Origin of the sequence: Nocardia suismassiliense, from assembly GCF_900269665.1 — a bacterium.
Taxonomy (GTDB): Bacteria; Actinomycetota; Actinomycetes; order Mycobacteriales; family Mycobacteriaceae; genus Nocardia; species Nocardia suismassiliense.
This window is the reverse complement of record NZ_LT985361.1, coordinates 656,350-677,631: the sequence shown is the minus strand read 5'-3', so window position 1 is coordinate 677,631 and position 21,282 is coordinate 656,350. Positions and strand designations below refer to the sequence as shown.

23 protein-coding genes and 1 tRNA gene are annotated in these 21,282 nt (G+C 66.5%); 10 read left to right on the top strand and 14 right to left on the bottom strand.

Features of this window, described 5'->3' with window-relative positions:
* The first annotated feature begins 4 nt into the window (after positions 1 to 4).
* Both gluQRS and DBO33_RS03035 read left to right on the top strand, forming a co-directional pair.
* Positions 5 to 922 (top strand): tRNA glutamyl-Q(34) synthetase GluQRS, encoded by a 918-nt coding sequence (gene gluQRS / locus DBO33_RS03040; protein WP_107653680.1) that lies wholly within the window; start codon positions 5 to 7, stop codon positions 920 to 922.
* A gap of 47 nt (positions 923 to 969) precedes the next feature.
* On the top strand, positions 970 to 1,680 hold the full coding sequence (locus tag DBO33_RS03035; protein WP_107653679.1) for an RDD family protein: 711 nt from the start codon (positions 970 to 972) through the stop codon (positions 1,678 to 1,680).
* A gap of 77 nt (positions 1,681 to 1,757) precedes the next feature.
* On the opposite strand, the gene DBO33_RS03030 is transcribed toward DBO33_RS03035, so the two are convergent.
* Positions 1,758 to 2,291: a DUF4190 domain-containing protein gene (locus DBO33_RS03030; protein WP_107653678.1), complete on the bottom strand. Its 534-nt coding sequence runs from the start codon at positions 2,289 to 2,291 to the stop codon at positions 1,758 to 1,760.
* Positions 2,292 to 2,320: 29 nt separating this feature from the next.
* On the opposite strand from DBO33_RS03030, the gene DBO33_RS03025 reads away from it, so the two are divergent.
* On the top strand, positions 2,321 to 3,100 hold the full coding sequence (locus DBO33_RS03025; RefSeq protein WP_407670459.1) for a queuosine precursor transporter: 780 nt from the start codon (positions 2,321 to 2,323) through the stop codon (positions 3,098 to 3,100).
* Positions 3,101 to 3,151: 51 nt separating this feature from the next.
* On the opposite strand, the gene tgt is transcribed toward DBO33_RS03025, so the two are convergent.
* The 5 genes from tgt to DBO33_RS03000 form a co-directional block, all read right to left on the bottom strand.
* On the bottom strand, positions 3,152 to 4,396 hold the full coding sequence (tgt, locus tag DBO33_RS03020) for a tRNA guanosine(34) transglycosylase Tgt (RefSeq protein WP_107659922.1): 1,245 nt from the start codon (positions 4,394 to 4,396) through the stop codon (positions 3,152 to 3,154).
* Between the two features lie 114 nt (positions 4,397 to 4,510).
* Complete coding sequence (locus DBO33_RS03015) at positions 4,511 to 6,430, bottom strand: ABC transporter ATP-binding protein (protein ID WP_107653677.1); 1,920 nt, start codon at positions 6,428 to 6,430, stop codon at positions 4,511 to 4,513.
* Positions 6,427 to 8,160, bottom strand: a complete 1,734-nt coding sequence (locus DBO33_RS03010) for an ABC transporter ATP-binding protein (protein WP_107653676.1) — start codon at positions 8,158 to 8,160, stop codon at positions 6,427 to 6,429. Before DBO33_RS03010 ends, DBO33_RS03015 begins: the two co-directional genes overlap by 4 nt.
* A gap of 153 nt (positions 8,161 to 8,313) precedes the next feature.
* Entirely contained in the window at positions 8,314 to 8,823 is a 510-nt protein-coding gene (locus DBO33_RS03005) for an RrF2 family transcriptional regulator (protein WP_107653675.1), read from the bottom strand.
* A gap of 43 nt (positions 8,824 to 8,866) precedes the next feature.
* Positions 8,867 to 9,460, bottom strand: a complete 594-nt coding sequence (locus DBO33_RS03000; RefSeq protein WP_107653674.1) for a TetR/AcrR family transcriptional regulator — start codon at positions 9,458 to 9,460, stop codon at positions 8,867 to 8,869.
* A 199-nt stretch (positions 9,461 to 9,659) separates the two neighbouring features.
* Between DBO33_RS03000 and DBO33_RS02995 the strand changes: the two genes are divergently transcribed.
* A complete protein-coding gene (locus tag DBO33_RS02995) occupies positions 9,660 to 11,954 on the top strand; it encodes an MMPL family transporter (protein WP_107653673.1) in 2,295 nt (764 codons plus the stop codon).
* Positions 11,955 to 12,160: 206 nt separating this feature from the next.
* A complete protein-coding gene (locus DBO33_RS02990) occupies positions 12,161 to 14,461 on the top strand; it encodes an MMPL family transporter (RefSeq protein WP_107659921.1) in 2,301 nt (766 codons plus the stop codon).
* Positions 14,462 to 14,499: 38 nt separating this feature from the next.
* Here the strand turns inward: DBO33_RS02990 and DBO33_RS02985 are convergent, their stop codons facing one another.
* From DBO33_RS02985 to DBO33_RS02975, 3 genes are all read right to left on the bottom strand, one after another.
* Entirely contained in the window at positions 14,500 to 14,760 is a 261-nt protein-coding gene (locus DBO33_RS02985; protein ID WP_199857077.1) for a hypothetical protein, read from the bottom strand.
* 60 nt (positions 14,761 to 14,820) lie between these two features.
* Positions 14,821 to 15,021: a hypothetical protein gene (locus DBO33_RS02980; RefSeq protein WP_107653672.1), complete on the bottom strand. Its 201-nt coding sequence runs from the start codon at positions 15,019 to 15,021 to the stop codon at positions 14,821 to 14,823.
* A gap of 173 nt (positions 15,022 to 15,194) precedes the next feature.
* Complete coding sequence (locus tag DBO33_RS02975) at positions 15,195 to 15,395, bottom strand: hypothetical protein (RefSeq protein WP_107653671.1); 201 nt, start codon at positions 15,393 to 15,395, stop codon at positions 15,195 to 15,197.
* Between the two features lie 178 nt (positions 15,396 to 15,573).
* Here DBO33_RS02975 and DBO33_RS02970 point away from each other — a divergent pair, with 178 nt between their 5' ends.
* Genes DBO33_RS02970 through DBO33_RS02960 form a run of 3 tightly spaced genes read left to right on the top strand, consistent with a single transcriptional unit; the run spans position 15,574 to position 16,998 of the window.
* Positions 15,574 to 15,894, top strand: coding sequence for a hypothetical protein (locus tag DBO33_RS02970; RefSeq protein WP_107653670.1), 321 nt, complete (start codon positions 15,574 to 15,576; stop codon positions 15,892 to 15,894).
* A gap of 1 nt (position 15,895) precedes the next feature.
* Positions 15,896 to 16,513, top strand: coding sequence for a carboxymuconolactone decarboxylase family protein (locus DBO33_RS02965; RefSeq protein WP_107653669.1), 618 nt, complete (start codon positions 15,896 to 15,898; stop codon positions 16,511 to 16,513).
* Between the two features lie 47 nt (positions 16,514 to 16,560).
* A complete protein-coding gene (locus tag DBO33_RS02960) occupies positions 16,561 to 16,998 on the top strand; it encodes a hypothetical protein (RefSeq protein ID WP_159080102.1) in 438 nt (145 codons plus the stop codon).
* Between the two features lie 3 nt (positions 16,999 to 17,001).
* Here DBO33_RS02960 and DBO33_RS02955 read toward each other — a convergent pair whose 3' ends face one another.
* Positions 17,002 to 17,856, bottom strand: a complete 855-nt coding sequence (locus DBO33_RS02955) for an NAD(P)H-binding protein (RefSeq protein ID WP_107653667.1) — start codon at positions 17,854 to 17,856, stop codon at positions 17,002 to 17,004.
* Between the two features lie 62 nt (positions 17,857 to 17,918).
* On the opposite strand from DBO33_RS02955, the gene DBO33_RS02950 reads away from it, so the two are divergent.
* Complete coding sequence (locus tag DBO33_RS02950; protein ID WP_107653666.1) at positions 17,919 to 18,308, top strand: winged helix-turn-helix transcriptional regulator; 390 nt, start codon at positions 17,919 to 17,921, stop codon at positions 18,306 to 18,308.
* A gap of 57 nt (positions 18,309 to 18,365) precedes the next feature.
* Here DBO33_RS02950 and DBO33_RS02945 read toward each other — a convergent pair.
* The 3 genes from DBO33_RS02945 to DBO33_RS02935 form a co-directional block, all read right to left on the bottom strand.
* Positions 18,366 to 18,456: transfer RNA gene (locus DBO33_RS02945), tRNA-Ser, on the bottom strand.
* A 141-nt stretch (positions 18,457 to 18,597) separates the two neighbouring features.
* Positions 18,598 to 19,056, bottom strand: a complete 459-nt coding sequence (locus DBO33_RS02940; RefSeq protein WP_107653665.1) for a nucleoside deaminase — start codon at positions 19,054 to 19,056, stop codon at positions 18,598 to 18,600.
* Position 19,057: 1 nt separating this feature from the next.
* A complete protein-coding gene (locus DBO33_RS02935; protein ID WP_107653664.1) occupies positions 19,058 to 19,597 on the bottom strand; it encodes a tRNA adenosine deaminase-associated protein in 540 nt (179 codons plus the stop codon).
* Positions 19,598 to 19,655: 58 nt separating this feature from the next.
* Between DBO33_RS02935 and DBO33_RS02930 the strand changes: the two genes are divergently transcribed.
* Positions 19,656 to 20,606, top strand: coding sequence for a prephenate dehydrogenase (locus DBO33_RS02930; RefSeq protein WP_234390668.1), 951 nt, complete (start codon positions 19,656 to 19,658; stop codon positions 20,604 to 20,606).
* 39 nt (positions 20,607 to 20,645) lie between these two features.
* Here the strand turns inward: DBO33_RS02930 and DBO33_RS02925 are convergent, their stop codons facing one another.
* The gene (locus tag DBO33_RS02925) at positions 20,646 to 21,263 is read right to left on the bottom strand and encodes a putative glycolipid-binding domain-containing protein (protein WP_107653662.1); all 618 of its coding nucleotides are present in this window, start codon (positions 21,261 to 21,263) and stop codon (positions 20,646 to 20,648) included.
* Between the last annotated feature and the right edge of the window lie 19 nt (positions 21,264 to 21,282).

Below are 21,282 nucleotides of genomic sequence, written 5' to 3'. Positions count from 1 at the left end.
GCCCGTGCCTGAGCCGGGTGCGGGCCGGTACGCGCCGAGCCCCTCCGGGGACCTGCACGTCGGGAATCTGCGCACGGCCCTGCTCGCGTGGGCGTTCGCCCGCTCGACCGGCCGGCGCTTCCTGATCCGGATCGAGGATCTCGATCGCGTCCGGCCGGGCGCCGAGCAGCGGCAGCTCGACGATCTGGCCGCGATCGGACTCGACTGGGATGGTCCCGTGGTCCGGCAGTCCGAGCGGCTGCCCTATTACCAGGCCGCCATCGACCGGCTCACCGCCGCCGGGCTCACCTACGAATGCTTCTGCACGCGAAGAGAAATCCAGCAGGCGGCGACGGCACCGCACGGTCCGCTGGGCGCCTACCCCGGTACCTGCCGCGCCCTGACCGAGCAGGCGCGCACCAGGTTTCGCGACGCAGGCCGCCCGGCCGCGCTGCGCTTACGTGCGGCGGCAACCGAATTCGAGATCGTCGACGACCTGCACGGACGCTATCGCGCCCCGGTGGACGACGTGGTGCTGCGGCGCGGCGACGGCATCCCCGCCTACAACCTCGCGGTGGTGGTCGACGACGCGGCGCAGGGCATCGACCAGGTAGTGCGCGGCGACGATCTGCTGCCGTCCACGCCACGGCAGGCCTATCTCGCGACTCTGCTCGACCTGCCGGTGCCGCACTACGCCCACGTTCCGCTGGTGCTCAACACCGAAGGGCAACGCCTGGCCAAGCGCGACGGCGCGGTCACGTTGTCCGATCAACTCGCGCTCGGCAACACGCCCGACCAGGTAGTGGCCGCGCTGGCCGGATCACTGGGCTACGCGGCAACCTCGTCGGCGGAGCTCCTCGACAGTTTCGACCCGGCACATCTGCCACGCGAACCGTGGATACTCGACGGGAATGGGTTGTTGCAACGCAGTCGATGTCCGTAACGTACGCATTCGTCCAACTACTGATCACTCGACGAGGACAAACAACTATGACAAGCGGTGGGTACGACCCCAACCAATATCCGCAGGGCGGGCAGCCGTATGGGCAGCCGTACCCGCAAGGCGGCCAGCAACCTCCGCAAGGCGGTCAGCAGTATCCGCAAGGCGGCCAACAGTTCCCCCAGGGCGGCCAGCAGTACGGCCAGCAGCCCCAGTACGGTCAGCAGCCGCCGCAGTACGGGCAGCAGCCCCAGTACGGCCAGGCGCCGCAGTACGGTCAGCCGCAGGACGCCTACGGTCAGTACCCGCAGCAGCCGGGCGGTTTCAACAACTACGGTGGGCAGCCGGGTGACCTCGGCACCCGCATCGGTGCTCGCGTCATCGACGCGCTCATCCTGATGATTCCTTATTTCATCCTCTACATGCTGGTCAAGAACAGCATGGGCCTGACCATCGGCCTCGGCCTGGTCTGGACCCTGGTGCAGCTCGGCTACTTCGTCGGCATGGAGACCTCGCAGGGGACCACCCTCGGCAAGAAGGTGCTCGGTCTGAAGGTGCTCGCCCCCGGCGGCGCGGCCAAGATCGACCCGGTCACCTCGCTGAAGCGCAACCTGTTCGTCGCGGCGAACATCATTCCGTGCGTCGGCGGCCTGGTCTCGCTGGGTCTGGCGATCTACATCATGGTCACCATCTCGCAGGACCCGAACAAGCAGGGTTGGCACGACAAGTTCGCTGGCGGCACCCAGGTCGTCAAGTCCTGACGTCGAACGGCTGACACATACGCGCAGGGGCGCACCCGTTTTCCGGGTGCGCCCCTGACGTTTTCGGCGGGCGGCGGCTACATGCCGCTGAATCCGGCTACGAACGCGACGACGAACCACAGGATGCCGAGCACGATGGAGCCGACGCCGATCCAGACGCCCGCGAGCGCCATGCCGCGGCCTTCCTGGCCGGACTGCTTGACCTGGTTCAAGGCGATGACGCCGAGGATGATGCCGATGATCGAGCCGAGGCCACAGGTGACGAATCCGGCCAGCGAGGAGATCAGCGCGCCGATCGCCATGCCGTTGGTGCCCTGCTGCGGCGGCATGCCGTAGGGCTGGTAGGCGGGCTGGTAACCGTAGTTCGGCTGCTGACCGTAGGGCTGCTGCGGTTGGCCGTACGGTTGCTGCTGGTAGCCCGGGTACTGCTGTTGCGGCGGGGGCGTCATGGGCTGGGCGGGCTGTTGCGGGTATTGCGGCGTCGACGGGTACCCCGAGGGCTGGTCAGCGTTCGGGTGTTGCGGAACAGAGCTTTGCGCACCGGATTCCGGCGATACGCCTTGGCCGCCGTACTGCTTCCACCATTCGTCGGAATCGCCGGGATTCGTCATTGCTACAGGGTATTCCACAACCTGGTTGGATGATGCGGGTGAGTGAGCCGAATAAACCCGAAGCCCCGGAACCTGGGCACCCCGTGCAGGCACATGCGGCATTTGCCCAGGTGGCGCGGGGGTACTACACACCGATCGTGGCGTTGTTCACGGCGACGCTGATCATCTCCAATATCTGCGCGACCAAGGGCGTGCAGTTCTTCACCGATCAGTCGGTCCAGATCGGACCGGTGGAGTTGCTGCCGATCAGCACCGACGGCGCCTTCTTCCTCTTTCCCCTCGCCTACATCCTCGGCGATGTGCTGAGCGAGATCTACGGCTTCAAGTCCGCCCGCCGGGCCATCTACTACGGCTTCGCCGTCCTGCTGCTGACGGTGGTGTGCTTCAAGATCGCGATCGAGTTGCCGGCCGCGGGGTTCTACGAGAATCAGGACGCGTTCCGCTCCGTCATCGGCAGTACACCGCAGCTCGTTGCCGCGGGCCTGGCCGGCTACTTCGTCGGCGAGATGCTGAACTCCGCGACGCTGGTACTGATCAAGGAACGCACCAAGGAAAAGCACCTGTGGGCGCGACTGATCGGCTCCACCGTGGTCGGCGAGTTCGGTGACACGCTGATCTTCTGTTCGATCGCGGCCACCGCCATCGGCATCGACTCGTGGAGCCAGTTCGTGAACTACGTGATCGTCGGCTTCCTGTGGAAGACGCTCGCGGAGATCCTGGTGCTGCCGATCACCTATCGGGTGATCGCCTGGCTCAAGAAGAACGAGCCGACCTACGCACCCCGCAAAGAACCCGCGCTACAGAGCTGAAAGACGTTGGTGGCCACCGGACTGCACACCGTGGAGTCCGGGGCCGCCGGTCTACGGCGTCGGAATGCGGCCCTTCCAGCGACCGAGCGTCTCGGCCTTGTGCTCGTCGAAGTAGCCGCCCTCGATGCTCTCGCGGATCCGGTCGACCAGCCGAATCGTGTAGCGCTCGTTGTGAATGGTGCACAGGGTGGCGGCCAGGATCTCCTTGGCCTTGAAGAGATGGTGCAGGTAGGCGCGGGTGTAATTGGCGCAGGTATAGCAGTCGCACGTCTCGTCGATGGGCGTGAAGTCGCGCCGGAACCGACTGGTGTTGATGTTGAATCGGCCCTCGGCGACATAGATGGCGGCATTGCGCGCGACCCGCGACGGGTTCACGCAGTCGAAGGTGTCCGCGCCGTTCTCCACCGCGGTGAAGATGTCCTCGGGCTCGCTGATGCCGAGCATGTGCCTCGGCTTGTCCTCGGGCAGTTCGTCGCAGCACCAGCCGACGATGGTGCCGAGGTTGTGCTTCTCCAGCGCGCCGCCGATGCCGTAACCGTCGAAACCCGTTCCCGCGCTGCCGCGCAATGATTCCAGGCCGCGACAAGCCTTGCGCCGCAGGTCTTCGTACTGCGCACCCTGGATCACGCCGAACAGCGCCTGATACGGGCGATGGGTGCGGGCCGCGGTCAGTCGCTCGTGCTCGTCGAGGCAGCGCTGCGCCCACTCGTGCGTGCGCTGCAACGACTTCTCTTGATAACCGCGGGTATTGAGCAGGGTGGTGAGCTCGTCGAAGGCGAACATGATGTCGGCGCCGAGCTGATGCTGGATACCCATCGACACCTCGGGGGTGAACCGATGCTTCGAGCCGTCGAGGTGCGAGCGGAAGGTGACGCCGTCGTCGTCGACGGTGGCCAGCCGCTCCTTGCCCTTCGCGATCACATCGTCGCTGCGGATGTCCACCGCTTCCATCGCGAGCACCTTCTTGAAACCGACGCCCAGCGACATCACCTGGAAGCCGCCGCTGTCGGTGAAGGTGGGTCCGGGCCAGTTCATGAACTTGCCGAGCCCGCCCGCCTCGTCCACGATGTCGGACCCCGGCTGTAGATAGAGGTGGTACGCGTTGGCGAGCAGAGCCTGCGCGCCGATCTCTTTCATCGTCTCCGGCAGCACCGCCTTCACCGTCGCCTTGGTGCCGACGGGGATGAACGCGGGGGTGGCGATATCGCCGTGCGGCGTGCTGATCACGCCCGATCGGCCGTGCCGCGCTTCCAGGCGCTTACGAACAGCGAACGAAAAAGATCCGGGTCCAACCACTCGGACATCCTCCCAGGTCCGCGACTCGCTGCTCACCGAGGCAGCCGATAGCCGGTGAACTGAGCGCTCTCGACCTGAGCTACCCCTTCGCGAGCCGGGCGTTGTCGATCCCGCCTACACCTCTGCCGCTGCCGCCGCGAACTGTGCGTTGTAGAGGCGGTAGTAGGCGCCGCGTTCTGCCAGCAGCCGTTCGTGGGTGCCGTGTTCGACGATGCGGCCCGCCTCCATGACGACGATAAGGTCGGCGTCGCGGATGGTGGACAGGCGGTGCGCGATGACGAAACTGGTGCGGTCGCGGCGCAGGGCCGCGGTCGCGTGCTGCACCAGCAGTTCGGTGCGGGTGTCCACCGAGCTGGTCGCCTCGTCCAGGATCAGGATGGACGGTTTCGCCAGGAACGCCCTGGCAATGGTGATCAGCTGCTTCTCACCGGCGCTGACGCCGGAGCCCTCCTCGTCGATGACGGTGTCGTAGCCGTCGGGCAGCGCGTGCACGAAACGGTCCACATACGCGGCCCGCGCGGCAGCGAGAATGTCCTCTTCACTGGCGTTCGGGTTGCCGTAGGCGATGTTCTCCCGGATGGTCCCCTTGAACAGCCAGGTGTCCTGCAGCACCATGCCGATGCGGGAACGCAGGTGGTCGCGGCTGATCCGGGTGATGTCGACGCCGTCGATGGTGATCGCGCCGGAGTCCAGCTCGTAGAACCGCATCAGCAGATTCACCAGCGTGGTCTTGCCCGCACCGGTCGGGCCGACGATGGCGACCACGTGGCCGGGTTCGGCGAGCAACGACAGCCGTTCGATCACCGGCTGCTCCGGTTCGTAGCGGAACGAGATGCCTTCGAACTCGACCTGCCCGCGGTCGACCGGGCGGGTGTCGGCCACCGCCGGGTCGGGGCTCTGCTCCTCGGCGTCGAGGATCTCGAAGATCCGCTCGGCCGAGGCGACGCCGGACTGCAGCAGGTTGGCCATCGCGCCGATCTGGGTGAGCGGCTGGCTGAACTGACGCGAGTACTGGATGAAAGCCTGCACGTCGCCGAGCGAGAGCTGGCCCGTCGCGACCCGCAGGCCGCCGACCAGCGCCACCAGCACGAAGTTCACGTTCCCGAGGAACATGATCGCGGGCATGATCAGCCCGGAGATGAACTGCGCCTTGAAACTCGACTGGTAGAGCTCCTCGTTGCGCTTGTCGAACTCCGCGCCGACCTCACGGTTACGGCCGAACGCGGTGACGATCTCGTGCCCGGTGTAGGCCTCCTCGACCTGCGCGTTCACCAGACCGGTGTTCTTCCACTGGGCCACGAAGTGCGGCTTGGAGCGCTTGGCGATCAGCGCGGTGACGTACACGGCGGCGGGCACGGTGAGCAGGGCGATCAGCGCCAGCAGCGGCGAGATCCAGAACATCATGACCAGGATGCCGAGCACGGTGAACACCGAGACGATCAACTGGCTCATCGTCTGCTGCAGGCTCTGCGCGACGTTGTCGACGTCGTTGGTGACCCGGCTCAGCACGTCGCCGCGCGGTTGCGAATCGAAGTAGCGCAACGGAAGTCGATGGATCTTGTCCTCGATGTCGCTGCGCAGCCGCTTGACCGTCCGGTTGATCACCAGGTTGAGCAGGTAGGCCTGCAACCAGCCGAACACCGACGCGCCGAGGTAGAGGGCGAGCACCAGCAGCAGCACCCGGCCGACCGCGTCGAAGTCGACGCCGACCCCGGGCACCACGTGCATGGCGCTGAGCATGTCGGCAAAGGTGTTGTCGCCCTTGGCCCGCAGGTACTCGACCGCCTGCTCCTTGGTGGTCCCCGCAGGCACATCCAGCTGCTTGCCGACCACACCGTCGAAGACGATGTTGGTCGCCTTACCGAGCAGGTACGGACCGAGCGTGTTCAGCACCACCGAGACGATGGCGAGCACTACGACCAGCCAGACGAACATGCGTTCCGGCGCGAGCCTGCGCAGCAATCGCTTGAGCGACGGTCCGAACGACTTGGGCTTGGCGTCCGGCGCACCGGGGGCCGGCATTCCTGGCCTCATCGCACCTCTTCCGCGCTCAGCTGGGACGACACGATCTCTTGATATTCCTTGCAGTCGCGCATCAATTGCTCGTGCGTACCGACCCCGGCCATCTCGCCGTCCTCCAGCACCACGATCTGGTCCGCGTCGCGAATCGTGGTAATCCGTTGCGCCACAATGATCATCGCGCAATCCTTGGTCGCCGGCCGCAGCGCGTCCCGCAATCGGGCGTCGGTTGCCACGTCGAGCGCGGAGAAGGAGTCGTCGAACAGATACACCCGGGGTTGTTTGACCAGTGCCCGCGCGATGGCGAGCCGCTGGCGCTGACCACCGGAGACAGTCGTGCCGCCCTGGGCGACCGGAGTGTCCAAGCCCTGCGGCATGGCGCGCACGAAGTCGTCGGCTTGCGCGATCTCCAGGCAGCGCCACAGGTCCGCGTCGGTGGCGTCCGGATTGCCGTAACGCAGGTTGGTGGCCACCGTCCCAGAGAAGAGATAGGCCTTCTGCGGGACCAGGCCGATCTGCGCACGCAGCAGTTCGAGGTCGATGTGCCGGACGTCGGTGCCGCCGAGGTAGACCGCGCCGTCGGTGACGTCCATCAGCCGTGGAATGAGATTGAGCAGCGTGGTCTTGCCCGAACCGGTGGCACCGACGATGGCGGTGGTGGTGCCCGGCTTCACCTGGAACCGAATGGCTTTCAGCACGGGCTTCTCAGCGCCGGGGAACGCGAACTCGGCGAACTGGAAGTCGACGTCGGCGGGGTCGCCCTGGAACGGTTGCGGCAGCGGCGGCGGGACGACCGACGACTCGGTCTCGAGCACTTCGCCGATCCGGTCGGCGGAGACCGCGGCGCGCGGCGCCATCATGGCCAGGAACGAGGCCATCATCACCGCCATCAGGATCTGCATGATGTAGGAGAGCAACGCGGTGAGCGAACCGATCTGCATGGTGCCCGCGTCGACGGCGTGCCCGCCGAACCAGATCACCGCGACGGCGGTGACATTGCTGATCAGCATGACCAGCGGGAACATCAGCGCCATCAGCCTGCCGACGCGCAGCGCGGTATCGGTCAGCTCGGAGTTGGCGACGCCGAAGCGCCAGGTCTCCTGGCGTTCCCGGACGAAGGCCCGGACGACGCGGATGCCGGTGATCTGCTCGCGCAGTACCCGGTTCACCTCGTCGATCCTGGTCTGCATGTCCCGGAAGCCGGGCACCATCTTGCTGATGATGAACGCCATCGACAGGCCGAGCGCGGGCACCGCGATCAACAGCAACCAGGACAGCCCGAGGTCTTCGCGCAACGCCATGACGATGCCACCAACGCACATGATCGGCGCCATCACCAGGATGGTCGCCGACATCGCGATGAGCAGCTGCACCTGCTGAATGTCGTTGGTATTGCGGGTGATCAGCGAAGGTGCGCCGAACATGCCGACCTCCCGCGCGGAGAAGGTGCCGACCCGGTGCAGCAGTGCGCCGCGCATATCGCGGCCCGCGCCCATGGCCGCCTGCGCCCCGAGGTACACCGAGCAGCCCGAGGCCACGATCTGCACGCCGGTGACCGCGAGCATCCACAGGCCGGTGCTCCAGATATATCCGATATCGCCCTTGGTGACGCCGTTGTCGATGAGGTCGGCGTTGAGACTCGGCAGATACAACATGGCGATCACCGAGATCAACTGCAGCACAACGACCCCGGCCAGCTGGGCGCGGTAGGGGTGCAGATAGGTGCGCAGTAGTCGAATCAGCATGATGGATCGCAGGCTACCGGCAACCGGTGACGGGCGTCGTAAACATTTCTGACCAGCATCAATACCCTCCAGTCGAGGCGCTCACCCCGGCGCCTGCCGTCCGATTGCCCGGCGCTGGCGGCTGATTCAGCCGGTGCTCAGTCATCCAGCCGCCTAATTCAGCGGATGCTCTCTACGCGCCCACGCACCCGGGTCGTTGGTGAGCGCATCGACGAACTCGGGCAGCCGATTGTCGGCGACCTCGTCGATCGACACGTTCTCCAGCACCGTACGAATATTCACCCGCAACGCGATCCAGACCCGTTGCAGCGATTCGGCCGCACCCGAATACGTCACATCCTCAGGCCGCTCGCCGCGCACCGAGGCGAGCGGACCCTCGATCGCCCTGATCACGTCGGCGATGGAGATCTCCGACGCCGGGCGGGCCAGCCAGTAACCGCCGTCGGGGCCGCGCCTGCTGATCACCAGATCGGCGCGGCGCAGGTCGCCGAGCACGGTCTCGAGCACCTTCGGCGGAATGCGCTGAGCGGTCGCGATGGCGTCGGCCTTGACGACCGGCGCCGCCTGCACGACCGGGCCGCTCGGGACCTGATTCAACCGCGGTGCGCGGGCGATTTCGAGCAGCGTCCGCACCGCGTAGTCGACCTTCGCGGTGATGTGCACAGCGTCTCCTGGCGTTTGCGGTGGTCCGACGAGTAGCTGCAATCTACGCGCTACGCAGCGGTGTCAGCACGCAGGTCGCCGCATCGAGCAGCGTGGCTTCCACCAGCGCGTCGTCGGCGCCGGGTGCGAACTCCTTGGACATCAGCGCGACGCCGAGCATCGCGAGCGCGGCGCTGGCGCGCAGCTTGGCTTCATCGGTGGCGTCCGGGCCGGCCAGCCATTCGCGCAGGGTCTGGTCGTCGTCGACGAGATCGGGATGCCGGTCGGCCACCGCGTTGACGATCGTCACGGTGTCGCGCAGCACCAGCGCCCCCGCGTCGCGGTGGTGCACCATGCCGCGCAGGTAGCTGCGCAGCACGTAGCGAATGCCGTCCGCGTCGCGCGGCGTCCGGTCCAGATCGACGACCACCGAACGCAGGTGATCGATGATCGGATCGATGATCGCATGCAGCAGATCGAGCTTCGAGGCGTAGTGATAGTAGAGCGACGCCTTTGTGATTCCCACCGCATCGGCGACCTCGCGCAGGCTGGTCTGCTCGAATCCTTTGTCACCGAACAGCTTCACCGCGGCGTCGCGTATCGCGGATTTAGTGCCCCGACCAGCGGCAACGGTGGCGGGGACGGAACGAGCGGCCATCAAGTGATCCTCTCACCATTCGTGCGCCGAGCTAACGATGCCCGCGAAATTGAGGTTGTGCCTCCGCTTAGACCTCGATAGTCTACCTACCGCACGGTAGGCAGAAAGCGCCAGTGGAGGCGGGGACAGGCAGGGCGCCCCGCGAGTGCTGTCTCCGGCTTGATCAGCACGCACCCAGCTATCGCTAGGAGATTCCTTCGTGTCCGTTTACCTGTACCGATGGGGAAAGTTCGCTTTCCGAAGAAAGTGGATAGTACTGCCCGCCTGGCTCGTGCTGTTCCTGCTGCTCGGCGGCCTCGGCGCCCAGCTCAGCAAGCCGATGACCAACGACTTCAGCATGCCGGACCTGCCGTCGGCCCGCGCCAACGACATTCTCGACCAGCACTTTCCCGGTGCCTCGGAGGCGTTCAAGTTCGACGCTGTCACCGGCACCTATGTGATCGGCGCGCCGGCCGGCCAGAAGCTCACCGACCAGGTGAACCGCACGGCCCTGGACGCCTTCATCGCCAAACTCGGCGCGCTCGACATCGTCGACCACAGCAAGCCGATTGTTAACCCGGTCGAAGCGGCCGACAAGATGGGCTGTCTGGCCAATCCCGATCCGGGATCGTGCAGTGGCGCGCCGCTGAACGTGCTGAGCAAGACCGTGCCCGACTCGGTCGCGGTGCTGAACGTGCCGTTCGCCATCAAGAAGTTCACCGACGTCACCGACGAGCAGCGCGACGCGGCCTACGCCGTCGCCGCCGACGCGCGCAACGCCGGGCTGACCGTCGAGATGAGCGGCTCGATCGCGATGAAGCAGGAGGCGCCGAGCGGCAAGTCCGAGCTGATCGGCATGGGCGTCGCGCTGGTCGTGATGATCGTGGCGTTCGGCGCGATCGTCGCCGCCTTCGTGCCGATCGTCACCGCGATCGTCGGCCTCGGTGCGGCCACCTCGCTGATCATGCTGGGCACCTCGGTGATCGAGGTGCCGAGCTTCACCACCTTCCTCGCCTCGATGATCGGCATCGCGCTGTCCATCGACTACGCGCTGTTCATCGTGTCGCGCTACAAACATGAACTGGCAGTGCAGGATTCGCCGGAAGAAGCGGCCGGTACCGCGCTCGGCACGGCCGGGTCCGCGGTGGTGTTCGCCGGTCTGACCGTGATCATCGCGCTCGGCGGGCTCAGCATCGTCGGCGTGCAGTTCATGACCTTCATGGGGCTGGGCGGCGCGATCGCTGCCGGATTCGCGGTGCTCACCGCGATCACGCTGATGCCCGCGCTGCTCGGCGCGTTCGGCCGGTTCCTGTTCAAGCCGAAGCTGCCGCTGGTCGCCAAGCACGACCCCGAGGACGACAACTCGGTCACCAACGGCATGCGTTTCGGCAAGCTGATCGGCAAGGCGCCGTGGGTCGCGCTGATCCTCAGCGTCGTGGTGCTCGGCGCGCTGGCCGCGCCCGCGGCCGGCCTGAACCTCGGCCTGCCCGGTGACGACAGCCAGCCGAAGACCTCCACCATTCGCAAGGCATACGAGCTGCGCACCGAGGGGTTCGGTGAGGGCAGCAACGGCGTGCTGAACGTGGTGGCCGACCTGTCGAAGGTGCCTGCGGAGAACCGGGACAACGCGGTCAAGGCGTTGCGCGACAAGCTGTCCGCCTACCCCGGCATGGACTACGTGACCGAGCCGCAGTGGAGCGAGGACAAGCAGGGCGTGCTGCTCGACGGCGTGCCGAAGTCGGGTCCGAACAACCAGGCCACCAAGGATCTGGTCAGCGACGCCCGCGACGCGGAAGGCCAGCTGAAGGCCGAGTTCGGCATGGAATACGGCATCACCGGCACCACCGCCATCTATGCCGACGTGGACAACGTGCTGCTCGGCAAGATCGTGCCGTACCTGGCGATCGTCGCCGGCGCCGCGTTCGTCCTGCTGATCCTGGTGTTCCGCTCGATCCTGGTGCCGCTGACCGCGGCCTTGGGCTTCCTGCTCTCCATGGCGGCGACGTTCGGCGCGACCGTGCTGATCTTCCAGGAGGGCAAGTTCGGGCTGATCGAGGACCCGCATCCGCTGGTCAGCTTCCTGCCGATCATGTTGATCGGCTTGGTGTTCGGCCTCGCGATGGACTACCAGGTGTTCCTGGTGACCCGGATGCGCGAGGAGTTCGTCAACGGCAAGTCGCCCAAGGATGCGGTCGTCGCCGGTTATCACCACGGCGCCCGCGTGGTGACCTCCGCGGCGATCATCATGATCTCGGTGTTCGGCTCGTTCCTGATGGAGACCGACGTGACGGCGAAGTCGTTCGGCTTCGCGCTGGCGGCCGGTGTGCTGTTCGACGCGTTCATCGTCCGGATGGTGCTGATCCCGTCGCTGCTGATCCTGATGGGCAAGTGGTCCTGGTGGATTCCGCAGTGGCTGGACCGGATCCTGCCCGACATCGACGTCGAAGGCGCGAAGCTGCGTGAGCTGCAGCAGCGCTCGGCGGACACGGTGAAGGAGCCGGTCGGCGTCAGCTGATCACCGGTAGTACCTCTCGGCCCCGCACCCGTTCTCGGGCGCGGGGCCGAGTCGTATCCGGGGTCGGTTCTTGATCTTGTGCGCTGTCCACAGCAGACTCAGTAGCAGTTCGGCCTCCAGCTCGGTAGTTCCCCGGCGGGTGCAGTCGGCCCGCGCGCGGTTTGTCGCTCGATCCGGCACGACTCGATCACCGCGAGGAGAACCCTGTGTCCGTGTACCTGTACCGATGGGGAAAATTCGCCTTCCGCCACAAGTGGATAGTGCTGCCCATCTGGATCGTCGGCTTCCTGGTTCTCGGTGCGCTGGGAACACAGCTGAAGGAGCCGATGAGCGACGACTTCAGCATGCCCAACCTGCCGTCGGAGCGCGCGACGCAGATCCTGGACAAGCACTTCCCCGGTATGTCCGAGGCGTTCAAATTCGACGCCGTCACCGGGACCTACGTGCTCGGCGCGCCCGCAGGCCAGAAGCTCACCGATCCGGTCAACCGGCAGGCGATCGACGCGCTGATCGAGAAGCTGAACCAGCTCGACATCGTCGACCACAGCAAGCCGATCCCCAACCCGATCACCGCGACCGAGGAGATGGGCTGCCTCGTCCCCGACCCGGACGCCTCGAAGTGCAGCGGCGCGCCGTTGAACGTGCTCAACAAGACCGAGCGCGATACCGTCGCGTTCTTCTCCGTGCCGTTCGGGATCAAGAACTTCACCGACGTCACCGCTGACAACCGCAAAGCCGCCTACGACGCAGCCGACCAGGCGCGCGGTGCGGGACTGTCGGTCGAGCTGAGCGGCTCCATCGCGATGGAGCAGCAGGCGCCGAGCGGTAAGTCCGAGATGATCGGCATGGCCGTCGCGCTGATCGTGATGATCGTGGCGTTCGGCGCGATCGTCGCCGCGTTCGTGCCGATCATCACCGCGATCGTCGGGCTGAGTGCGGCCACCTCGCTGATCTTCCTCGGCACCTCGTTCCTGTCCATCCCCAGCTTCACCACCTTCCTCGCCTCGATGATCGGCATCGCGTTGTCCATCGACTACGCGCTGTTCATCGTCTCGCGCTACAAACATGAACTGGCCGTACAGGATTCACCGGACGAAGCGGCGGGGACCGCGCTCGGGACGGCGGGCTCGGCGGTGGTCTTCGCCGGTCTCACCGTGATCATCGCGCTGGTCGGGCTCAGCATCGTCGGCGTTCGGTTCCTCACCTTCATGGGTCTGGGTGGCGCGGTCGCCGCGGCGTTCGCGGTGCTCACCGCCATCACGCTGATGCCGGCGCTGCTCGGTGCGTTCGGGCGGTTCCTGTTCAAGCCGAAACTGCCGGTCATCGCGCAGCACGATCCGGAGGACGACAGCTCGGTCACCAATGGCATGCGGGTGGCCCAGGCGATCGGCAAGGCGCCTGCTGTCGCGCTGGTCCTCAGCGTTGTCGTGCTCGGTTTGCTCGCGCTGCCCGCCGCCAATATGAACCTCGGGCTGCCCGGCGAGGACAGCATGCCCAAGACCTCCACCGTGCGGAAGGCCTACGAGCTGCGCACGGCCGGGTTCGGGGAGGGTAGCAACGGCGTGCTGCAAGTAGCCGTCGATCTCACCGCCGTACCGGCCGAGAAACGCACCGCAGCCCTGAATTCCCTGCGTGACGAGCTGGCGTCGTACCCGGACATGGACTACGTGACCGAGCCGCGCCTGAGCCAGGACGGACTCGGCGCCGTCATCAACGGTGTGCCGAAATCAGGCCCGAACGATCAAGCCACCAAGGACCTGGTCCGCGACGCCCGCGACGCCGAGGGGCGGCTCGAAGCGGAGTACGGCATGGAATACGGCATCACCGGCACCACCGCCATCTACGCCGACATCGACCATGTGCTGCTCAGCAAGATCGTGCCGTACATGGCGATCGTCGCGGGCGCCGCGTTCATCCTGCTGATTCTGGTCTTCCGATCCATCCTGGTGCCGCTCACCGGTGCGCTCGGCTTCCTGCTCTCCATGGCGGCGACGTTCGGCGCGACGGTGCTGATCTTCCAGGAGGGCAAGCTCGGGTTGATCCAGGACCCGCGGGCGATCGTCAGCTTCTTGCCGATCATGTTGATCGGCTTGGTGTTCGGCCTCGCGATGGACTACCAGGTGTTCCTGGTGACCCGGATGCGCGAGGAATACGTGCACGGTAAACCGCCGAAGGAGGCGATGATCAGCGGTTATCACCACGGTGCCCGGGTGGTCACCTCCGCGGCCATCATCATGATCTCGGTGTTCGGTTCGTTCCTGCTGGAATCCGATGTCACCGCGAAGATGATGGGTTTCGCGCTGGCGGCCGGCGTGCTGTTCGACGCCTTCCTGGTGCGCATGCTGCTGATCCCGTCGCTGCTCGCGCTGATGGGCAAGTGGGCATGGTGGATGCCGCGATGGCTGGACAAGATCGTGCCGGACATCGATGTGGAGGGCGCCAAGCTGTTCGCGTTGCGTGGACAGCCGACGCCCGGCGACGCGCGGCAATCGGCTGACGTCGGTTAAGGACACTCGCCCCCACCGCTCGGTGGGGGCGAGGTCGTTTATTGGCTCGGCTGCGGCAACGTGCAGTCGTCGACCTTCGGGTTCACACCCATGTAGTTGAGCGGGCCGGCGATCGCGGTGACGGCGATGGTGCCCCAGCCCGCGCAATTGGTCGGACTGCTGTCGAAGTAGTGACGCTGACCGGCGGCGAGCAAGCCGACGGCCAACCAGATCAGCAACAGAAAGCTGAAGAACCGGGTACCTGTATGGCGCACTGTTCGACCGCGCACACCGCGGTCGCGAATTTCGTGGTCGCGCATGTCGTCGCTCCCTTTCCGTGCTCCCCACCTGGGAATACCCGTCTGAGCACGGTTTATCCCCTACGGGCTCGGCTGCGGCACGTTGCAGTCGGCAACCTTCGGGTTCACGCCCACATAATTCAGTGGGCCGGCGAGCACGGTGAGCGCGGTATTGCCGAATCCGGCGCAATTGATCGGACCGCTGTCGAAGTAGTCGCGCTGGCCCGCGGCGATCACACCGACCACCAGCCAGAGCACGACAATCAAACTGCCAAGTCGCATCGCTGCCTCGTTCGTCGGCGTCTTTGAGCAAGCTCATTATGTGGCGCGGAACGCGACGCGCCGAACGCAGCGAGGGATCCTGCGCGCCGCGGCGGACCTCGCGCCCGTTGCCGGGCGCGAGGTCACCGAATGGGTTGGGCCGGTGCGCTATCCGCGATCACCGGGTCTGGCGACTACGGACTGGGTTGCGGGACATTGCAATCGTCGACCTTGGGGTTCACACCCATGTAGTTGAGCGGACCGGCGATCACGGTGACGGCGATGGTGCCGAACCCGGCACAGTTCACCGGGCCACTGTCGAAGTAGTCGCGCTGGGCTGCGGCGATAACGCCGATCAGCAGCCAGACCAGGACAATAATGCTTCCGATTCTCATGTTTCTCTCGCTCATCGGTCTCGAGCGGACTGTTCGACGGCGCATGGGCCACCACGTCCTTCCCGCGTTTAGCTATCCGGCGTATACCCCGGTTCGCGCGAAATATCCGTTGCGGGTGAACTATTGCTCGCCGGCTCGAGAGCGGGCGTGTCGTCGCCGATCGAGAGATGATGGGCCGATGGAGCGGTCGATGGACGAGCAGTGGCAGCGGTTGGGCGAACATCTCGAGTCCGCGCCCGGACGCCTACCGGGCGAGGCGCGGCGGCAGATCCGCAGGCGCGCAACCGATTCGACAGAGGGTGACGGCATCCCCGCCGAGCTCACCGCCTTTACCGATCTGGTCGCGCAGCGCTCCTCCCGGGTTACCGCAGCGACCGTCGCCGGACTGACGGCGGCGGGTCACAGCGACGACGAGATCTTCGAAGCAGCCGCCCTCGCGGCGTACGGGGCGGCCGACCGGCGCCTGCGGGCCGCCCGCCGCGCCTGGGAAGGACTCTGAAATGTGGCTCAATGCAGTCGAATCCGGACATGACCGGCCGACCCGGTGGATGTTCGCCATGATGCGGCGTTTCACCAGAGGGGACGTGCCCGCCGTGCTGAAGGTGATGTGCTACCGGCATCGCTTTCTCGGGACACCGCTGTCCGACCTCACGCACCAGGCCATGCGCGGACCCTCGTTCTGGACCGAGGGCGAACGCGAGATCTTCGCCACCGGCACGGCGCAGACCAACGAGTGCCCCTTCTGCGCGTCGGCCCATCACGCGATCGCCAGCGCCTACGTGGACAGCAATGTCGTGCGCCTCGCCTTGGCCGCCGGCGACGACTCGCCGCTACGCCCCGAGGCGCGGGCGATGCTCGAATTCCTGGAGAAGCTGGCCCGCGACCCCGACGGACTCACCCCCGGCGACGCGGACAAGGTGCGGCAAGCGGGCGTCTCCGCCGCAGCATTCGAGGAGGCCGTGTGGGTGGGTACCACCTTCGGCGTGACCACCCGCATGATGAACATGGTCGGCGCCGGCCCGCTGGAGCCCGAAGAAGCCAAGGTCGGTGCACGATTCATCAAGAGTTTCGGGTACCGGATGCCGCCACCGATTACGCTCTTGTCACGCGGCACTTGACCCTCGCAGCTCGCCCGGCATACCCCACCTGTCCAGGAGGTAGCACGATGAGCAGGTCCTTTCCCCGAACCCTCGTGAGCGCCGCGGTCTTCGCAGCCCTCACCGTCACCGCCGCCACCGTCGGTCCGCCGGCCAACGCCGACGTGGTCTCCGTCAGCGCCGCCGTCGGGGCCGAGGGGCTGCTGACCGGCTGCCGCTACACCGTGACGGCCGCCGTCACCGATGCGGTGATCCCGCCCGGCTCGGTGTTCTTCATGCTCGCCGGCGGGGTGATCCCCGGTAACGGTGAACGGATCCCCGGCGAGGTCGTGCACCATCCGGAGAACAACACCGTCACCGCCACCTGGACGCCGACCAGGGTCGGTTCGCAGAATCTGATCGGCATCCAGAGCGAACCGGGCAAGTACACCTCGACGAAGTTCATCACCGTCGAGGTCGTCGGCAGCGGGCTCGACACCGGCAGTTCCTGCGTGCGGATCGGTTAGCCGTCAGGCGAAGTCCGCGGCGTGGTCGGTGGCCCACTGCTGATAACTGCGGGCGGGTGATCCGGTGATCTCCTGAATCGTCGAGGTCGGCTGTCCGGGTGCGTCGACCATTGCGGCGAGCCCGGCCAGCACGAAGTCGGCGTATTCCGCTGGCAGCCAGGTCATGTGCTGTGCGGCCTGCTCCGGCGGGAGTTCCTGCCATGCCAGTGGGCGGCCCAGTGCCGCGCCGATAGCGGCTACCTGTTGGACTCTGCTCAGCGAAATCGGCCCGGTCAGTTCATATTTCGCGCCCGCGTGCCCGTCGGTGGTCAGCGCGCGAACGGCGACGGCGGCGATATCCGCCTCGTGCAGCAACGTCATCGATGCCGCACCGTAGGCGCCGCGCACGATATTGCCCGCGCGAATCTGCGGTGCCCATTCCAGCGTGTTCGTCGCGAAACCGTGTGGCCGCAGGAAGGTCCACTCCAGTCCGGACTCGACGATCGGCCGCTCGACGGCCGCGTGCGCCGCGCCGATCGGGTTGTCCTGCTCATAGGTGTCATCACGGACCGCGCCGGAGGACAGCAGGACAAGACGATCCGCGTGCTCGGCGATCACCCGCACCGCCGAGTTCGCCACGGCGGCAGGCAAAGTGGGCCAAGTCATGTACACCGCGTCCACGCCGTCGAGCGCACGGGCCAGGGTCTCCGGTGCGGCCAGGTCGCCTGGCGCGATCTCGACATCGGCAGGCAGCGAAGCCGCTTCGGGTCGGCGAACCAGTGCGCGCACCTGCACCCCGGTCTTCGCCAGCTGCGAAACCACTTGTCCGCCAACATGACCGGTCGCGCCGATCGCCAGAATTCTGTTCGGTTGAGCCATGCGCTCACGATACGAAGGAAGCTAACTCTAGGTAAGGGCCTACCTCGAAGTAAGCTCATAGCGTGGACGTAGGTTTCCAGAACAGCAAGCTGCCCCCCGCTGCCCAGCGTGACGTATTCGACAGCGACTGCCCCGCCCGCACCGTTCTCGACAAACTGACCAGCCGCTGGGGAGTCCTCATCCTCTCCGCTTTGCGCTGCGGCCCGATGCGCTTCCACGCCCTGCGCGACAACATCGGTGGCATCAGCGAAAAGATGCTCTCCCAAAACCTGCGCACCTTCACCAATTACGGCCTCGTCGACCGCACCGTAGAACCCACCACCCCACCCCAGGTCACCTACGCCCTCACCCCGATGGGCAAGGAAGTCGCCGAACAATTACACGGCCTGCTGTCCTGGGTCAGCGTCAACGCCGCAGCCATAGTGCAGTTCCAGTCGGAATCGTCACCTTAAGACGGGTCGACCAGCATAAAAAAGCCCTTCACCTGCTCGCGCAGCTGAAGGGCTTCTTGGCGGTGGCGGAGGGATTTGAACCCTCGGAGGGGGGTTACCCCTCACACGCTTTCGAGGCGTGCTCCTTAGGCCGCTCGGACACGCCACCGCCGACAACCATACCGGAACGCCCCCGAATCACTAAATCACCAGCACACCCACCAGTGCCCGTGTGACTTGACGCACGGAAGGTGCGCGTGACGCATGCTGCAGCCTGCGTCAAGAGCGCGGAACGTGCGTCAGGTGGGGCTCAGCGCTGGGTTTGGAAGAAGGTGTTGAGGAGGGCGGCGCAGTCGGGTTCGAGGATGCCGCCGTGGACTTGGGGGCGGTGGTTGAGGCGGCGGTCGCGGACTACGTCCCAGAGGGAGCCTACTGCGCCGGTTTTGGGTTCCCAGGCGCCGAAGACCAGGCGGGAGATGCGGGCTAGGACGAGGGCGCCTGCGCACATGGTGCAGGGTTCGAGGGTGACGGCTAAGGTGGCGCCCTCCAGGCGCCAGCCGTCGCCGTGAAGTTCGGCGGCGCGGCGGAGGGCGAGGATCTCGGCGTGGGCGGTGGGGTCGCCGAGGGCCTCGCGCGCGTTTGCCGCGCGCGCGAGTTCCTTTCCGGTGGAGTCGAATACGACGGCGCCGACGGGGACGTCGCGTGGGTCGGCCGCGGCGGCCGCGGCGATCGCGGCGCGCACCATGTCGGCGTCCGACGGGGCGGTCATGTCAGCGGGGGAGCTTGTCCAGCACCGCCGCGAGTTCGTCGGCGAAGCCGAGGCGTTGGGCGATCATGCCGAGTTGCTCGTCGGGGTAGAGGTCGGTCTCGGCGAGGATGACGCTCAGTACCGGCTCGGGCAGACCCAGGTCGGCGAGCACGCCGAGGTCGCCTTCTTCCCACGGCTCGATGTCGTCGAGTTCGTCGGGGTCGATGTCCGGAATTTCCACGTTGAGAGCGTCGAGGACGTCCGCGGCGATGTCGTAATCAATGGCGGCGGTCGCATCCGAAACCAGCATCCGGGTGCCGCTCGGCGCGGGCCGGACGACGATGAAGAACTCGTCATCGATGTCCAGCAGACCGAACACGGCTCCCGAGCTACGCAAGGCCTTCAGTTCGTTTTCCGCGGCGGACAAATCCGTGAGCGCAGCCTGGCTCAACGGGCTGCACCGCCATTTGCCTTCTTCGCGGACAACCGCCACTGCGAACCCTTCTACGTCGTCGTAATCATCCGACGCCGCCCTATTCGTGCCCGAGCGCTGTGCTGCCATGGGCGCAACGGTAGTCTGCCCGACCCGAAATGTTGAAGTCGTATGCGAATCTGTTCCGGTGACTTCGACTGAGAAAGCGTCCGTGTGTGTGCTCGGCACCGGCTTGATCGGCGGTTCCCTGCTGCGCGCGGCCGTCGGCGCCGGGTACGACGCCTGGGGTTACAACCGATCGCCGACCGGCGCACAGGCCGCGCGGGCCGACGGCTTCGACGTCACCGAGGAACTGCCCACCGCGCTCACCCGAGCCGCGGCGGCGGACGCGCTGATCGTCATCGCCGTGCCGATGCCCGCGGTCGGGCACCTGCTCTCCGCCATCGCCACCTACGCGCCCGATTGCGCGCTGACCGATGTGGTCAGCGTGAAGGCACCGGTCGCCGAGGCGGTGCGCAACGAGGGTTTGTCGGCCCGCTACGTCGGCGGGCACCCGATGGCGGGCACCGCCGAATCCGGGTGGGCAGCCACCGATTCCGGCTTGTTCCGGGACGCCGTGTGGGCGGTCGGCGTGGACGAGGGCACCCATGTCGAGCCATGGTCCAGGGTGGTTCGGCTGGCACTGGACTGCGGTTCGGTGGTCGTCCCGATCGTCGCGGACGAGCACGACCGCGCGGTGGCCCGGATCTCGCATCTGCCGCATGTGCTCGCCGAGGCGCTGGCGCTGGCCGGTGCGGCGGGCGGCGGGCTGGCGCTCGGGCTGGCGGCGGGCTCTTTCCGGGACGGCACCCGCGTCGCGGGCACCGCACCCGATCTAGTGCGCGCCATTTGCGAACCGAATTCCGGAGCACTGTTGACGGTGCTCGAGGAAACGCTCACCGTGCTCGGCGCCGCACGCGACAGCCTGCGCGCCGACAATTCCCTGGCCGATCTCGTCGAAGCCGGACACGATGCGCGGGAACGCTACGAAACCGCACAACGGTGGGAAATCACCGACATCCGCCCCGGCGACCACAATTGGCTCGCGAACCTTCGGGACGCCGGACAACGCGGCGGAGTAATCACTCGACTGACCTGATCCCGAAGCGCCGCCGAGAAAACGCGACGCGCTGAAAACTCAGATGCGTTCGGCGAGACCCGGGTAGTCGAGCAGGAAGCCGTCCGCGTCGACGGTGACCGTCGCGCTGGAAACCGGGGACAGCACGCTGATGCCGTCGGCGGCGCTGCTGTAAGTGAGGCTCGCCTCCTGCACCAGCAGGTCGGGCAGGCGCACGTAGACGACCGGAACCTGGACGTCGTGCACCGCGTGCTGCAGGTCGAAGCGGCGGATCGGCAGCGTGTTGAAGAACGGGCTGAGCACCACGTCCACATCGAGGGCGCCGGCGAAGGTGGAGCGCACGTGGCTGCCGCCCGCGTCGACCAGCCAGTAGTTCTCCTCGTCCCTGGCGATGGACGCGTGCCGCTCACCCGCGGCGGTGGTGGTACGCAGCGAGAGCCGCTTGGTGGCGCCGCTCTCGTCGGTGACCAGGTCGTAGGACGCGCTGAACGCCGGGTGGTCGTCGCACGCGCCGCCGATCATGCGACCGGCGGCGCGGATGCGATTGCCGTTCAGCGTCACCCGCACCGACTCCATCCGCGACGCGTTGTGGGCGCGCCAGGTGAGAATCGCCGGCCAACGGGAGGCCGGGGGCGTCTCGGGGCCGGAGGCCTGGCTCTCGGGGGCTGGAGTCGTCACGTATCTACCGTAAGCGACA